We start from the raw sequence: 14930 nt of genomic DNA, 5'->3' as shown, positions 1-14930 counted from the left end.
GACGGTCACCCCTGTTGCGGTCGGGCGACCGGGCGTGTGTGGAGCCACAAGCGGGGGAGTTCCCAATGGACTGGCGTCGTCACGCACCCACCGCCCCAACGTGGTGCTCACGAACCCGGTACTCCCGTCAGGGAGGAAGTGCCTTCCGGGTCGCGTCGGACCGCCCGACGCCCTACGGGGGAATCCTCGCGCTTCAGCGCGGGGAGGATGTCAACCGGACCGATCCCGGGTATCGATGCCGCTCATATCGACGCTATGAACTCCATAACGATATACCGAATCGAATACGACGGCCGTCCGTCCCCGACCCGGCAAAGAACGCGTCGCTCCCCGCGCCTACAGGTTCCCTTTCGAGTCCCAGATGTCGGTCATCAGGTCGGCGAACACCGAGGCCCGCATCGGATACCCCTCGTCGTCGGTCTTCTCCCCGTCGACGGGCGCGACGTTCTCGACGAACTCCCGATCGTAGTCGACGTCGGCGAGGGTCTCCCGGACGTCGAACGTGAGCTCCCCGTCGTCGGTGTCGAGCCAGCTGACCTGCCGCTGGCGCTCGTCGTACTCGATTGTGTACGTCTCGCCGCCGACCAGCTCGCAGATGTCGTCCATCGGACCGATCTCGATCCAGTCGTCGTCGGTCTCGAGGTAGAGTACCCCGTTTCTGACGTCCGTCTCGTATCGTTTCATGTCGAGACGGTGTTCCGGGAGGATCTTAACGGCGTCGGCGCGGGCGAGAACTTACAGGCGTATGGCTGTCTTGCGGTCCCCGACCGCCGGACGCCGAACACGTCCCGCCTGCGATGGCCCCGAACTGGACGGTCCGACCGGGGAGACCGGGTACGACCACACTCGAGCAGGTTTCCCACGCCGGTTCAGGAGTAGTTGTGGGCCAACTCGATGACGTTCGCGGTCCCGAGGACGGCGTCGGGAAGTTCGTTGTAGAAGCGGTCGTCGCCGATCCGGTGGAGCGGGCAGGCGACGCTGATCGCGCCGATCGAACGGTCCTGGTCGTCGGTGATCGGTGCCGCGACACAACAGAGGCCGGTCAGGCGTTCCTCGCGGTCGGTGGCGTACTTTCGATCGCGGACCTCGTCGAGTTCCTCGAGGAACTCCTCGCGGTCGGTGATCGTGTTCTCGGTCATCGCGGGCAGGCCGTACTCGTCGACGATGGCCTCGACCTCTTCGCGTGGGCGAAAGCCGAGGATCGCCTTCCCGAGGCCGGTGCAGTGAAGCAGGACGCGTTTCCCTTCGTAGGTGTCGAGTTCGACGGCGTTCTCGCCTTTGGCCTGGTAGAGGTAGATCCCCATCCCGTTTTTCTCGACCAGGAGGTTGACGAGTTCGCCGGTCTCCTCGGCCAACTTGTCGACCTCGTGGCGCGCGGCGTCGTAGATCCCGTTTCGGTTCCTGGCGTAGACCCCGAGGCTGAGAAAGGAGAGCCCGATGTGGTACTCGTCGCCCTCCTTGGTCAGGTACTCGCGGTTCGCGAGGGTATTGAGGTGGTTGTGGACCGCGCTCTTTCCGATGTCGACGCGCTCGGCGATCTCGGAAACGCCCGCTCCGTCGAGTTCCTGGACGATCTCGACGATCTCCAGGGTCCGATCGACGGTCCGGACCGGGTGTTTCGGTTCGGCCATACCCTCCCAATGTGGTCTCATCATATAAGTCGTTCCGGTCCCGAGAACTATGTTTCCTGGAACCGACTCCGAGACGTATTATGCTCACTTCGCTTTCAGCATTGTGGGGGTGGCATGTATCGCTCGGCAGCGGTTTCGACGAATCGGACAGAGAACGAGTACAGAACGGCCGTTCCGAGAAGAAATCCTGGACAGTTCCGAGAGACGGGCGTCTCAGGTCATTTTCCCGCCATCGACTGCCGATCAGCCGTTCCAGGAGGGTGCAACCGTTTCGCCTCACGGATTCCGCTCTCCGAAACGATCACCGTCCGACGGAAAACGCCCCGACGACGAGACGTCTTCTCTGGGGGCTCGTTTTCTAGAGGAGAACGGAGTTCCGTGTCACGAACGGAACGTCTCGGACGTCGCCTCGCTCGCGAGGACCGACGTCTAAACCTGTGTGACCGGGTTCGAGAGGGTGCCGATCGACTCGATCCCGATCTCGACGATGTCGCCCTCGCGGAGGGTGAACTCGTTTTCGGGCACCAGCGAGGTCCCGGTGAGCAACACCGACTGCTCGGGCACGGTGTTGTGTTTGGTGTAGTAGTCGGCGAGTTCCTCGACCGTGCGGGCCATCTCGCCGGTGTTCGTCGCGTCCTCGTAGAGGGTCTCCTCGCCCCGGCGGATCTCCATCCACATCTCGAGGTCGTGGGGGTCCGCGATCGACTCCGCCGAGCGGACGCAGGGCCCGAGCGAACAGCAGCGGTCGTACACCTTCGCCTGCGGGAGATACAGCGGGTTCTCGCCCTCGATCGAGCGGCTGCTCATGTCGTTGCCGATCGTGTAGCCGACGATCTCCTCGCCCGCGAGGACGATCCCGAGTTCGGGTTCGGGGACGTCCCACTCCGAGTCCGCGCGGATGCCCACCGCTTCCGAGGGGCCGACGGTCCGGGAGGGCGTCGCCTTGAAGAAGATCTCGGGGCGCTCGTTGTCGTAGACGTCGAGGTACATCTCCGGCATCGTGCTCTCCTCCTCGCGGGCGGCCTCGCTGATCTCGTAGGTGACCCCCGCGGCCCACACCTCGCCGGCGTCGACCGGCACGGTCGCCTCTTCGAGGGTCGCCCTTTCGAGACGGGGCGCGTCCGCGGCGAGGCGGTCGGCGACCTCGTCGGCCCCCACGTCGGTGATCGTCGCGGCGCCGACCAGATCGCCGAACGTCTCCAGAGTCGGTTTCATGGCGGTCAGGTCGGCGATTCCGTCCCCGTCGTCGACGGCCAGCCGACGGCCGTCACTGCCCGCGAGCTGATAGTATCGCATACTGGCCCGGTTCGCCCACCCGCACAATATATGTTCCGCTGCAGGTCGGCCCCCGCCGCCGTTCGCCGACATCGCAAGAGTTTTGCCCGACATCGTGGCAGATATGCGCATGGAAGTCGGCGTACTCACGGTCGCGCTCGGCGGCGAATCGAAAGCGGACGCGTTCGAGTACCTCGCAGAGCAGGGGGTCGGCGCGGTCGAACTCGGCTGTGGCGGGTTCGTCGGCGAGGACCACCTCCCCCGCGAGGAGTATCTGGACGATGAGGACGCCCAAGAGGAACTCCGGGAGCTCCTCGACGAACACGACCTCTCGATCTCGGGACTTTCGACGCACAACAACCCGCTCCATCCCGAGGAGGAGCAAGCCGCGGAGGCCGACCAGGAACTCCGCGAGGCGATCGAACTGGCCGCTCAGCTCGACGTAGACGTCGTCAACGGCTTCTCGGGACTGCCCGCGGGCGGTCCCGACGATTCGGTACCCAACTGGATCACGGCGCCGTGGCCCCCCGAACACCGCGAGGCCTACGAGTACCAGCGCGAGGTCGCCATCGACTACTGGTCGGAGATCGGCGAGTTCGCCGACGACCACGGCGTCGACATCGGCCTCGAGATGCACCCGAACATGTTCGTCTACGAGCCCCGCGGCCTGCTCGACCTCCGGGCGGAGACCAACGACCGGATCGGCGCGAACTACGACCCCTCCCACCTGTTCTGGCAGGGGATCGATATCACCGAGTCGATCCGGCTGCTCGGCGAGGAGGGCGCGATCCATCACTTCCACGCCAAGGACACGAAGGTCTACGACGCGAACGCCCGCGAGAAGGGCGTACTCGACACCCTCCCCTACACCGAGGAGGCAGACCGCTCGTGGCTGTTCCGCTCGATCGGCTACGGCCACGGCGAGGAGTTCTGGAAGGACGTCGTCTCGACCCTGCGGATGGTCGGCTTCGACGGGGCGCTCTCGATCGAACACGAGGACTCGTTGACCTCCGCCAACGAAGGGTTAGAGAAGGCCATCGACGTCCTCGACCGCGCCGTCTTCGAGACCACCCCCGGCGACGCCTACTGGGCCTGAAAATGAGCGAGTCACTCTCCGTCGGCGTCCTGGGGTACCGGTTCATGGGCCGGGCCCATGCGAATGCGCTCGCGCGCCTGCCCATGTTTTTCCCCGAGGCTCCCGCGGTCGAACGCTCGGTCCTGATCGGGCGAGACGAGGAGGCCGTCGCCGAGGCGACGGATCAGTTGGGATTCTCCGAGTACAGCACCGACTGGGAGGACGTCGTCGGCGACGTGGACGTCTTCTACAATCTCGGGCCGAATAACGTCCACGCCGATCCCTCGATCGCCGCCCTCGAGGCCGGCACCTCCGTCTTCTGCGAGAAACCCCTCGCGCACACGTTGGAGGATGCCGAACGGATGCGCGATGCGGCCCGCGACTCCGACGCGACCGCGGGCATCGCGTTCAACTACCGATTCATCCCCGCGATCCGGTACGCAAAGGAGTTGATCGATTCGGGCGAACTCGGCGAGATCCACCACGTCCGGGGGACCTACCTCCAGGACTGGCTGGTCGATCCCGAAGCGCCGTGGTCGTGGCGCAACGACGAGGAGGTCGCCGGCTCCGGTGCCCTGGGCGACCTCGGTGCCCACACGATCGACCTCGCGCGCTTCCTGGTCGGCGACCGCGCGGGCGAGATCGACCGGCTCTCGGGCCATCTCAAGACCTTCGTCGACGAGCGGCCCGTCCCCGGCGGCGACGAGGGCTCCCTCGAGTCCGGCGGCGGCTCGAGCACGGAGACCCGCGAGGTCACCGTCGACGACGCCTACACCGCCCAGGCTTCCTTCGAGGAGGGTGCCATCGCGACGTTCGAGGCCTCTCGGTTTGCCAACGGCCGCAAGAACGACCACTCGATCGAGATCGAGGGCTCGAAGGGGAGCCTGAAGTTCTCCCTCGAGCGTCTGAACGAACTCGAGGTGCTCCGCGAGGGGAGCCGAGGGTACGAAACCGTGCTGGTCACCGACCCCGACGACCCCTACATCGACCACTGGTGGCCCCCGGGGCACGTCATCGGCTGGGAGCACACGTTCGTCCACGAGAACTACGAGTTCCTCTCGGCGGTCGCCGAGGGCGAGGAACACACGCCCTCCTTCGAGGACGGCTACCGCGTCCAGGAACTGCTCGACGCGATCGAGCGGTCCGATAGCGAGGGCGAGTGGGTCGACGTCTGAACCACACTTCCTCTCGCGACGCTCGCCGCGGACGGAACGGCTAAGGCCCACCCCCGGCAACGGCGATCCAATGGATCCGGTTTCCGTCGGACTCGTCGGCTGTGGCTCGATCAGCGACGCCTACCTCTCGAACGACGCCTTCGACTGCTACGAGATCGTCGCCTGTGGCGACCTCGATCGCGAGCGCGCCGAGGCCACCGCCGCCGAGTACGGTATCGACGCCCGTCCCGTCGATGACCTCCTCTCCGACCCCGCGATCGAGGCGATCGTCAACCTGACGCCGCCGTCGGTCCATGCGCAGGTCTGTACGTCCGCACTGGAGGCCGACACGCACGTCTACACCGAGAAGCCGTTCGCGACGACCGTCGAGGACGCCCGGGAGGTCGTCGATCTCGCCGCCGAACGGGACCTGCTGGTCGGGTCGGCGCCCGACACCGTTCTGGGGGCCGCCCTGCAGACCTGCCGGACGGTCGTCGAGGAGGGCCGGATCGGCCGACCGATCGGCGCGACGGCGATCTGGACGTCGCCGGGCCACGAGGCCTGGCACCCCGACCCGGACCTCTACTACGGGGAGGGCGGCGGCCCCCTCTTCGACATGGGTCCCTACTACGTCACCGCGCTCGTCTCGCTGCTGGGCCCGGCGACGCGGGTCGCGGGCTCGGTCGGGGCGGCCGACGACGAACGGACGATCGGGAGCGGCCCCCGCGAGGGCGAGTCGATCGACGTCTCCGTCCCGACCCACGAGTCCGGCGTCGTCGACTTCGACTCGGGCGCGATCGCCACTCTTCTGACGAGTTTCGACGTCCAGGGATCGACCCTTCCCGAACCTGCCTTCGAACTGTACGGCACCGAGGGGACCCTCGCGCTGCCGGACCCCAACCATTTCGACGGGGAGGTCGCGATCCACCGCGGGGGCGAGGTCGAGGCGGTCGAGCACACTCACGAGTACGTCGCCGGCCGGGGCGCCGGCGTCGCCGACCTCGCGTACGCGATCCGCGACGAGGGCTGGACCCATCGCACCAGCGGGACCCTGGCACTGCACGTCCTCGAGGCCCTCGCCGGGATCCGGGACTCCTCGAGCGAGGGCGAACACGTCCCGATCGAGGCCGATCTCGAACTGCCGCCCGCGCTTCCCCGGGAGTTTCCCCGATCCTAAGGGCTCGACGAGATGCCAAACGTGATATAACCCGCCACGCATTTGCCGTTCGTATGGTGAACTATCGGACGCTCCACGACCCGAACGCCGAATACACGATGCGGGATCTCTCCTCGGAGACGATGCAGCTCGACGCCGACCGAGGGACCCGAAACGTCGAGATCACCGACGTCCAGACGACGATGGTCGACGGTAACTACCCCTGGATCCTCGTCCGGGTCTACACCGACGCGGGCCTGGTCGGCACCGGCGAGTCCTACTGGGGCGGCGGCGACACCGGTATCATCGAACGGATGGCGCCGTTCCTGATCGGCGAGAACCCCCTGGACATCGACCGGCTCTACGAGCACATGATCCAGAAGATGTCCGGCGAGGGCTCCATCTCGGGCAAGACGATCTCGGCGATCTCGGGCATCGAGATCGCGCTCCACGACGTCGCGGGCAAGATCCTGGACGTGCCCGCCTACCAGCTCGTCGGCGGCAAGTACCGCGACGAGGTCCGGATCTACTGTGACCTGCACACCGAAAACGAGGCCGACCCCGAGTCCTGTGCCGAGGAGGCCGACCGCGTCGTCAGCGATCTGGGCTACGACGCCATCAAGTTCGACCTCGACGTCCCCTCGGGCCACGAGAAGGACCGCGCGAACCGCCACCTCCGGAACCCGGAGATCGACCACAAGGTCGAGATCGTCGAGGCGACGACGGAGGCCGTCGGCGACCGCGCCGACGTCGCCTTCGACTGCCACTGGGCGTTCTCGGGCGGGAGCGCACGGCGGCTGGCGGACGAGCTCGAGGAGTACGACGTCTGGTGGCTCGAGGACCCCGTTCCCCCCGAGAACCACGACGTCCAGGCCGAGATCACCCAGGGGACGACGACGCCGATCGCGACCGGCGAGAACGTCTACCGGACCCACGGCCAGCGCCGCCTGCTCGAGAACCAGGCCGTCGACATCATCGCGCCCGACCTCCCGCGGGTCGGCGGGATGCGCGAGACGGTGAAGGTCGCGAACCTCGCCGACCTCTACTACATCCCCGTCGCGATGCACAACGTCTCCTCGCCGATCGGGACGATGGCCTCCGCACAGGTCGCCTCCGCGATCCCGAACTCGCTTGCCGTCGAGTACCACTCCTACGAGCTCGGCTGGTGGGAGGACTTGGTCGAGGAAGAGAACCTCATCGAGGGCGGCCGGATGGCCGTCCCCGAAGAGCCCGGTCTCGGGCTGACGCTCGATCTCGACGCCGTCTCCGAGCACATGGTCGAGGGCGAGACCCTCTTCGACGAAGCGTAGACTCGCTGCCCGGTCGACCCCCCTCTTCGATCGCCGCTCCGTTCGGCCCCTCGAAGCTGGCGATCGCGTTCCGGATCGTATCCGTTTGCGCTCATGTTTTCCTATCCGAGAGCTCCGTACTCTGTCCTCGTTCGGGGGGACGAACTCGAGGCGATCCCGGCTCGAAGCGGGAGTCCGTTTTCAGTGAACCGTCCGGTCGTCGCTGGTGTCGATCTCCTCTAGAGGCTCGTGGTTGCCCTGGACCGGCTCGGGCTGGTCGTCGCCGGCCGCGGCCCACTCAACTGCGTTTCCGAGCACCTGCTGGATCTCCTCGTTGTGATAGACCGGGTAGGTCTCGTGGCCCGGTCGGAAGTAGAATATCTTCCCGTTGCCCCGGCGGTAACAACAGCCAGAGCGGAACACCTCGCCGCCCTCGAACCAGGAGTTGAACACGAGGGTTTCGGGCTGGGGAACGTCGAACCGTTCGCCGTACATCTCGGCCTCCTCGAGTTCGATGTAGTCGTCGATTCCCGCAACGATCGGGTGGCTCGGCTCGACGACCCAGAGGCGTTCGCGCTCGGCAGCCTCGCGCCACTTTAGGGCACAGGTCGTCCCCATTAACGACTTGAAGATCTTCGAGAAGTGTCCCGAGTGGAGGACGATCAGCCCCATGCCGTCGAGGACCTCCTCCTTGACGCGCTCGACGATCTCGTCGTCGACCTCGTCGTGGGCGGCGTGGCCCCACCAGGTGAGGACGTCCGTCTCCGCGAGGACCTCCTCCGTGAGGCCGTGTTCGGGTTCCTGTAAGGTCGCCGTCTCCGTTTCGAATCCCCGCTCCTCCAGGGCGTCTGCGATCACCGCGTGGATGCCGTCGGGGTAGACGTCGGCGACGACCTCGCTTTCCCGTTCGTGGACGAACTCGTTCCAGACCGTGACGCGGGTGTCTGTCATGTCACCACCCTCGCTCTCCGCCCGCAAGCGGCTTGGCGAACCGGCAAAATTCTACCCGGAGCTGTGGGTCCCGGACGCCGAGATCGCGTCGGCGGTTCCGGTCGATCCCGAGCCGGGACCGCTCTCGAACCTTACTGGACGTCCCTCTCGGCCTCGGCGAGGACCGAAGACCCGTCGAGGTCCCAGTCCTCCAAGTACTCCGATTCGGCGGCGACGAGGTCGGCGAACAGCTCCCGGGCCTCGTCGGTCTGGAGGGTCCGGATCTGCTGGTCGATGAGGAAGCCCTCGAAGGCGTGGTCGACGTCGCCCTCGCGGGAGGCCTCGATGACCGTCTCGATGGTGTTGACGTGGCCGCTGATCAGGCTCCGGACGGGCCGGGGGAAGCCGCCCGCGGCGACCGGCTTGACCTCGCCGGCCCGGATCGTCGCGTTGGTCTCGACGACCGCGCCCTCCTCGATGCCGTCGACCTGGCCGACGTTGGGGAGGTTGACGTTGGTGACGTACGTCTTCTCGCCGGCGAGCGCGAGGACGATGTCGACGAACGTCTCGTCGGAGTCGGTGAGTTCGAACTCCTTCTCGCCGGCGAGCCAGGCCTCGACGTCGGTCGTCTGGTCGGACTCGGCGGGCGTCCAGTGTTTCGCGCGGTAGTCGCTGCCGGTGCGTCTGACGCCCCACCGATTGAGTCCCTCGACGCCGTCGGCCATGAACCAGGTCGCGTACTCGATGAGGTGGCGGTCGCCGGCGGCGGGCAGGACGCCGAAGCGCCGGAACAGCTCCCAGCTCACTTGCCAGTTGTCCGTAAACACGCTCTCGCCCTCCAGGTCCTCGGGCGCGAACCGCTGGTGGGCGTGGTCGCTCTCGAGGAGGTCCTCCAGGACGGGCCAGAGGTCGACGCCCTTACAGCGGGCCTCGTCGACCCAGGTGAAGTGGTTGATCCCCTTGACGTTGACCGAGACGTCCTCCCGGTCGGCATCCATATCGAGTTCCTCGCGGGCGTAGCGCGCGAGCCGGTGGCGGGTTCCGAGGACCTCGTGACAGAGCCCGATGGCGTTGATCTCGGGGAACTCGTCGTACATCGCCCGGGTGACGAAGTGGACCGGGTTGGTGTAGTTGAAGACCCAGGCGTCGGGACAGTGCTCGCGGATCGCCGCGGCGAACTCTCGATACTGGGGGATCGTCCGCATCGCCCGGAGGATCCCGCCCGGACCGATCGTCGCCGCCACGGCGCCGTGGATGCCGTACTCCTGGGGGATGTCGAGGTCGTGGACGAACGTCTCGGCGGGGTCGTACTGCGTCGAGGTGATGACGATGTCGGCACCCGCGAGGGCATCGGGCAGCGAGTCGGTCGCCTCGTAGGACCAGTCGGCCGTCGCCTCGGGCCGGTCGTCGACCCAGTTGCCAAAGCGGGCGTTGCGCTCGGCGCTCTCGGGGACGGCGTCGTAGAGGCGGACCTCGCCGTCGAGAGGCGACTGCGCCAGGTCCTGGATCAGGTTCGGCGCCCACTGGCGGCTGCCGCCCCCGATGTAGGCGATGGTTACGTCGTCCGGATCGACCGCGGGCTCACCGCGCGTCCCAGTCCGTGTCATGAGTTCGGGCATCGGGTGGGGGTAGCCAGCGACGGCGGTAAATAGCTACGGGAAGGGGCGGGGATCGCTTTCGCTTCTGTTCTCGGGTCCGCCCCCCTGTGCGATTACGTAGCGTGGACCTCGAGGCCAAAGATTATATGGAGCCGTCGAGGTATGCAACACCATGGCAGCTCTCTCGTTCAACCGAACGACGAAAACGTTCAGCGACGGCAATGACGAGATCGTCGCGGTTGACGAACTCGATCTGGAGATACGGGACGGGGAGTTTCTCGTTCTGGTGGGGCCGTCGGGGTGTGGGAAATCGACGACGCTGCGGATGGTGGCCGGGCTCGAATCGCCGACGGGTGGTACGATCGTCCTCGGCGATCGAGAGATCCAGCACCTGACGCCACAGGAACGGGACATCGCGATGGTGTTCCAGTCCTACGCGCTCTACCCGCACATGAGCGTCCGAGGGAACATGGCGTACGGCCTCCAGAAGTCGACCGACCTCTCCGACGACGAGATTGACAACCGAGTCCGAACCGCGGCCGACACTCTCGACATCGTCGATCTCCTCGACCGAAAGCCCGGAGAGCTATCCGGCGGCCAACAACAGCGTGTCGCGCTCGGCCGGGCCATCGTCCGCGATCCGGAGGTGTTCCTGCTGGACGAACCGCTTGCCAATCTCGACGCGAAGCTCCGTGCCCAGATGCGTACGGAACTCCAGCAGCTCCAGGACGAGCTAGGGACGACGACGATCTACGTGACCCACGACCAGACGGAGGCCATGTCGATGTCCGACCGGATCGCTATTCTGAACGCCGGCGAACTCCAGCAGGTCGGAACCCCTCTCGAATGCTATCACCAGCCCGAGAACGTGTTCGTCGCCGGGTTCATCGGCGAGCCATCGATGAACTTCTTCGACGTCACCGTAGCGGACGACCGCCTCGTCGGCGACGGCTTCGAGGTCTCGCTCTCCGAGGAGAGTCGCGAGTCCGTCTCCGGCACCGAAGAATTGGTTCTCGGTATCCGGCCGGAGGACGTCGTGATCACGGAATCGACCGACGAACCGGATGCGTTCGAAGCCTCCATCAACGTCGTGGAGCCCTACGGAGACGAAAACGCCGTTCACATGCAGTTTGCGGACACGACGAACGATACGGACTTCGTCGCCTCTATCGAGGGCATGCGCCGCCTCAAGGAGGGTGAGACGGTCGGCGTGTCGTTCCCCGAGGAATCGATTCACCTCTTCGACGCCGAGAGCGGCGAGGCACTTCGAAACCGCCGTCTTGAGGACGAGGCTCATATCGAGAACCCTGAAGCGGTCTAGCCTCGATTTCTCCCGGTGTGTGGCCTCGAGGCGTCGGAACGACTTTCCTCTCTTGCGGAAAATAAGAACGATTAAGTATGATGTACGGTATAGTATAACTCATGTCGCGTCAACGCGAGTCAGGGAAGGGGGGAATCACCGACACGACCCGACGGAAGCTACTAGCGACGAGCGGGGCCGGCGTCGGCTTGGTGCTGGCCGGTTGTCTCGGCGGCGATGGTGGCAACGGCAATGGGAACGGCAACGGTAATGGAAACGGCAACGGCAATGGGAATGGGAACGGCAACGGCAACGGAAATGGAAACGGCAACGGTAACGACAGTGGAAACGGTAACGGCAACGGTAACGAAAGCGAGCAGTCGCCGACCGACAATGCGATGGAGGCCCTCCACGGCTGGACCGGCGGCGACGGTGCCGCGGCGGCCGAGGAGATCGTTTCGATGTGGGAGGAGCGCCACCCGGATTGGGAACACCAGATCGAGCCGATCGGCGGCGACGCCAACGAGAACCTCAACGCAACCGTCGCCCGACGGCTTGCGAACCGGAACCCGCCGGACGCCTTCGCCGGATGGCCCGGCCTGAACATGACTCAGTACGGGGGGACCCTCGCCAGCCTTTCGGACCTCTACGAGGAAAACGAGTGGGAGGACGTCATGCATCCGAAGGCCCTCGAGGCCTGCCAGATGAACGACGAATACCGGGCGGTGCCGCTCGGATCACATCGGCTCAACAACCTGTTTTACAACGTCAACGTCTTGGACGAGGCCGGCGTGAGTCCCGACGACGTCACCGATTGGGACTCCTTCGTGGAGGCTCGCCAGACCATCGCCGACGAGACGGACTACCTCCCGGTGACGACCACGACCATCGCACCGTGGACGAACCTCCAGTACTGGGCCCAGATCATGCTCGGGACGGAGGGCCAGGACGCCTACGAGGCGTGGCTCGAGGGGGACGCCGATCGGGAGGCCATGGTCAGCGCACTCGAGAAGACCCAGGACTTCGTCGAGACCAACACCAACGAGGACCGCGCGACGCTCAGTTTCCCGGAGGCCAACGACAAACTCATCAACGGCGAGGCTGCGTTCTTCACGATGGGCAACTGGGCGGCGGGGATGTACAGGAACGCCGACGACTTCGAGTACGAGGAGGACTGGGGCTGGCTTCCGTTCCCGGGCACCCAGGACATGTACGTCTGGCACCTCGATTCGTTCATGTTCCCCCAAGACGGCAACGCGCCGGTCAAATCGAGAGCGTTCGCCGAACTCATCGGTGATCCGGAACTGCAGATAAGATTCAATAACCTAAAAGGTTCGATCCCGCTCCGGACGGACATCGACGGAGGCGAACTCGATGCGTTCCTCAATATGAACGTCGAGCACCTGAACAACTACGAGCAGTTCCCGCCGACGCTCGCACACGGGCTCGCGTGTACGCCCGAGGAACTCGACCAGTGCAAGGAAGTCTTCGCCAACAACTTCATGGGTCCGTACAATGCCGAAAGTGCGGCCGACGGGCTAATCAATATTTTCAACTAACGCCGAGGCTGCTGACTCATACACTATGGCAGATACGGGAGAAACCGAGACGGTTTCCGGATCTCGAGCCGCTGCCCACCGCGGCGCCGGGGACGACTGGCACGGCAGGATACGCCGCTTTTCCAAGAGCGACTTCGTTCGTGGCCTACCGTACTGGTTCGTCCCGTTTCTCATCATGGGATTCGGGGTTTATGGCGGAATCGGCTGGAACACGCTCATCTCGCTGACCGACTACGAGGGGTTCGGCCAGCCACCGGATCTGGGGGATCTGGACCTGGAGATGTACGCCCAGGCCCTCCAGGACCCCGCCGTGTTCGTCACGACGAAGAACACGTTCGTTCTGATGATCGCCTTCACGACGATCACGATGATCCTCGGGCTGTTCCTGGCGATCATGCTGGATCGGGACATCAGGTTCCGCGAGAAGATCCAGACGATCTACCTGTTACCGATGGCGCTGTCGTTCGTCGTGACCGCCCAGTTCTGGCTCTGGATGTACAACGTCAACAACGGCCTCGTAAACACCGTGGTGGGCGTGTTCGGGCTCGGTCCCTACAACTGGATCGGGAATCCGGACCTCGTGTTGAGTGCGGTCATTTTCGCGCTCATCTGGCAGTTCAGCGGGTACGCGATGGTCGTCTTCCTCGCCGGCCTGCAGTCGATGCCGGACGACCAGTTCGAGGCGGCGAAAGTCGACGGTGCGAACACCCTCGAGATGTACTGGGACGTCATCATCCCACAGCTGAAGTCCTCCTCGGTCAGCGCGGCCGTCATCCTGATGATCTTTGCGCTCAAGGCCTTCACCTTCCTCTACTCGATGTTCGGGCAGTACCGGGTTCCACAGGCGACCGACATCCTCGCAACGCTCATGGTCCGGGAGGCGTTTCAACTCCAGAATTGGGCGTATTCGGCGGCCATTGCGTCGATCCTGCTCGTGATGTCACTCGCGATCATCGCACCGTACCTCTACTACCAGTACAAACAGGGGAGCCTCTGAGATGAGCAAACCAACCACCTCCCGGGGCGAAAGCATCGCCCGGATGCTGCCGGCGCTCGACTACTCGAAGATCGGGCTTTCGATCCTGGTCATGCTGTTTTTCGTCTTCTTCATTTCGCCGATCTGGACCGGACTGGTGACCGCGTTCAAGACCACCGGCGCGGTGACGGGCACGACCCCGTTCGTCCCGCCGGGGACGGAGGGGTTTACCCTCGAGAAGTGGACCACTGCGATCGACTACCTGTCGACTGGACTTATAAATAGCTTCATCATGACGATTCCCTCGACGATCCTGTGTGTCGCCCTGGGAAGCACCGCGGCCTACGGCCTCACGCTCGTCGACTGGCACAGGCGGGCCCGTTTTGCGGTGCTCGTGTTGTTCATGTTCGGCATCTTCATCCCCTACCAGGCGGTCCTGGTGCCGCTGTCTGACTTCTGGATCAACATCTTCGCGGTCGACGGGACCATGGCGTTCCTGGGGGACCTGCCCTTTTTCACGGAACGGCACTCCCGGCTGTTCGCGGTAACGGTGACCCACGTTGTCTACGGAATCCCGATCTGTATGCTCCTGTTCCGGGGCTACTACGTCGCGCTCTCGGACGAACTCGTCGAGGCCGCCAAGATCGACGGCGCGAGCATCACCAGCATCTACCGCGACATCGTGCTCCCGCTGTCGAAGCCGATGATCGGTGTCGTCTTCATCTACCAGTTCACGATGATCTGGAACGAGTTCCTGTTCTCCCTGACGCTCATCGGGAGCTCGAACAGCCCCGCCGCGACGGTGACGCTTGTCCTCTCGGGACTGGGCAGTGACCTCTCGGGAGTCGATTTCGGTCTGCGAATGGCGGGTGCGTTCGTCGCCGCGTTGCCGACGATCATCATCTACGTCCTGTTCGCCGAACAGTTCGCCGAGGGACTGGCCTCGGACAACTGACCACCGCGTCCTCCGTCGTCGCTGCCTGCGAC

General features: G+C 65.0%; 13 protein-coding genes. 8 read left to right on the top strand and 5 right to left on the bottom strand.

The features are described 5' to 3' along the window. Positions 1 to 336: 336 nt before the first annotated feature. From DVH23_RS08925 to DVH23_RS08915, 3 genes are all read right to left on the bottom strand, one after another. Entirely contained in the window at positions 337 to 684 is a 348-nt protein-coding gene (locus DVH23_RS08925; RefSeq protein ID WP_114577100.1) for a hypothetical protein, read from the bottom strand. A 185-nt stretch (positions 685 to 869) separates the two neighbouring features. Beyond that, entirely contained in the window at positions 870 to 1631 is a 762-nt protein-coding gene (locus DVH23_RS08920) for an IclR family transcriptional regulator (RefSeq protein WP_114577099.1), read from the bottom strand. 429 nt (positions 1632 to 2060) lie between these two features. Next, complete coding sequence (locus DVH23_RS08915; protein WP_114577098.1) at positions 2061 to 2927, bottom strand: fumarylacetoacetate hydrolase family protein; 867 nt, start codon at positions 2925 to 2927, stop codon at positions 2061 to 2063. A 109-nt stretch (positions 2928 to 3036) separates the two neighbouring features. Between DVH23_RS08915 and DVH23_RS08910 the strand changes: the two genes are divergently transcribed. The 4 genes from DVH23_RS08910 to DVH23_RS08895 all read left to right on the top strand — a co-directional run bounded on the left by DVH23_RS08910 (position 3037) and on the right by DVH23_RS08895 (position 7601). After that, entirely contained in the window at positions 3037 to 4002 is a 966-nt protein-coding gene (locus DVH23_RS08910; RefSeq protein ID WP_114577097.1) for a sugar phosphate isomerase/epimerase, read from the top strand. Positions 4003 to 4004: 2 nt separating this feature from the next. Then, on the top strand, positions 4005 to 5156 hold the full coding sequence (locus DVH23_RS08905; RefSeq protein WP_114577096.1) for a Gfo/Idh/MocA family protein: 1152 nt from the start codon (positions 4005 to 4007) through the stop codon (positions 5154 to 5156). A gap of 70 nt (positions 5157 to 5226) precedes the next feature. Next, positions 5227 to 6312, top strand: a complete 1086-nt coding sequence (locus tag DVH23_RS08900) for a Gfo/Idh/MocA family protein (RefSeq protein ID WP_114577095.1) — start codon at positions 5227 to 5229, stop codon at positions 6310 to 6312. Between the two features lie 53 nt (positions 6313 to 6365). Continuing rightward, positions 6366 to 7601: a mandelate racemase/muconate lactonizing enzyme family protein gene (locus DVH23_RS08895; RefSeq protein ID WP_114577094.1), complete on the top strand. Its 1236-nt coding sequence runs from the start codon at positions 6366 to 6368 to the stop codon at positions 7599 to 7601. Positions 7602 to 7781: 180 nt separating this feature from the next. Here the strand turns inward: DVH23_RS08895 and DVH23_RS08890 are convergent, their stop codons facing one another. Both DVH23_RS08890 and DVH23_RS08885 read right to left on the bottom strand, forming a co-directional pair. Beyond that, positions 7782 to 8531, bottom strand: a complete 750-nt coding sequence (locus DVH23_RS08890) for a ThuA domain-containing protein (protein ID WP_114577093.1) — start codon at positions 8529 to 8531, stop codon at positions 7782 to 7784. A gap of 131 nt (positions 8532 to 8662) precedes the next feature. Continuing rightward, entirely contained in the window at positions 8663 to 10117 is a 1455-nt protein-coding gene (locus DVH23_RS08885) for a glycoside hydrolase family 4 (RefSeq protein WP_114577253.1), read from the bottom strand. Positions 10118 to 10280: 163 nt separating this feature from the next. Between DVH23_RS08885 and DVH23_RS08880 the strand changes: the two genes are divergently transcribed. From DVH23_RS08880 to DVH23_RS08860, 4 genes are all read left to right on the top strand, one after another. Continuing rightward, on the top strand, positions 10281 to 11429 hold the full coding sequence (locus tag DVH23_RS08880) for an ABC transporter ATP-binding protein (protein WP_114577092.1): 1149 nt from the start codon (positions 10281 to 10283) through the stop codon (positions 11427 to 11429). A gap of 101 nt (positions 11430 to 11530) precedes the next feature. Beyond that, a complete protein-coding gene (locus DVH23_RS08870; protein WP_157972363.1) occupies positions 11531 to 12967 on the top strand; it encodes an ABC transporter substrate-binding protein in 1437 nt (478 codons plus the stop codon). 25 nt (positions 12968 to 12992) lie between these two features. Then, positions 12993 to 13964, top strand: coding sequence for a carbohydrate ABC transporter permease (locus tag DVH23_RS08865; protein WP_114577090.1), 972 nt, complete (start codon positions 12993 to 12995; stop codon positions 13962 to 13964). Position 13965: 1 nt separating this feature from the next. Then, positions 13966 to 14898 carry a carbohydrate ABC transporter permease gene (locus DVH23_RS08860; protein WP_114577089.1) on the top strand — a complete coding sequence of 311 codons (933 nt, stop codon included), beginning with the start codon at positions 13966 to 13968 and terminating at the stop codon, positions 14896 to 14898. Positions 14899 to 14930 lie beyond the last annotated feature (32 nt).

It is taken from the genome of Saliphagus sp. LR7 (genome assembly GCF_003344565.1).
GTDB lineage: Archaea > Halobacteriota > Halobacteria > Halobacteriales > Natrialbaceae > Saliphagus > Saliphagus infecundisoli.
The sequence above is the reverse complement of the archived record's forward strand: the minus strand, read 5'-3'. Positions and strand labels throughout refer to the sequence as shown.

What these genes read in the sequence shown, in the direction of transcription:
- DVH23_RS08860 (WP_114577089.1), top strand. Translation starts at nt 13,966, where the DNA reads ATGAGCAAACCAACCACCTCCCGGGGCGAAAGCATCGCCCGGATGCTG.
- DVH23_RS08900 (WP_114577095.1), top strand. Translation starts at nt 5,227, where the DNA reads ATGGATCCGGTTTCCGTCGGACTCGTCGGCTGTGGCTCGATCAGCGAC.
- DVH23_RS08890 (WP_114577093.1), bottom strand. Translation starts at nt 8,531, where the DNA reads ATGACAGACACCCGCGTCACGGTCTGGAACGAGTTCGTCCACGAACGG.
- DVH23_RS08905 (WP_114577096.1), top strand. Translation starts at nt 4,005, where the DNA reads ATGAGCGAGTCACTCTCCGTCGGCGTCCTGGGGTACCGGTTCATGGGC.
- DVH23_RS08920 (WP_114577099.1), bottom strand. Translation starts at nt 1,631, where the DNA reads ATGGCCGAACCGAAACACCCGGTCCGGACCGTCGATCGGACCCTGGAG.
- DVH23_RS08885 (WP_114577253.1), bottom strand. Translation starts at nt 10,117, where the DNA reads ATGACACGGACTGGGACGCGCGGTGAGCCCGCGGTCGATCCGGACGAC.
- DVH23_RS08910 (WP_114577097.1), top strand. Translation starts at nt 3,037, where the DNA reads ATGGAAGTCGGCGTACTCACGGTCGCGCTCGGCGGCGAATCGAAAGCG.
- DVH23_RS08925 (WP_114577100.1), bottom strand. Translation starts at nt 684, where the DNA reads ATGAAACGATACGAGACGGACGTCAGAAACGGGGTACTCTACCTCGAG.
- DVH23_RS08865 (WP_114577090.1), top strand. Translation starts at nt 12,993, where the DNA reads ATGGCAGATACGGGAGAAACCGAGACGGTTTCCGGATCTCGAGCCGCT.
- DVH23_RS08870 (WP_157972363.1), top strand. Translation starts at nt 11,531, where the DNA reads ATGTCGCGTCAACGCGAGTCAGGGAAGGGGGGAATCACCGACACGACC.
- DVH23_RS08895 (WP_114577094.1), top strand. Translation starts at nt 6,366, where the DNA reads ATGGTGAACTATCGGACGCTCCACGACCCGAACGCCGAATACACGATG.
- DVH23_RS08880 (WP_114577092.1), top strand. Translation starts at nt 10,281, where the DNA reads ATGGCAGCTCTCTCGTTCAACCGAACGACGAAAACGTTCAGCGACGGC.
- DVH23_RS08915 (WP_114577098.1), bottom strand. Translation starts at nt 2,927, where the DNA reads ATGCGATACTATCAGCTCGCGGGCAGTGACGGCCGTCGGCTGGCCGTC.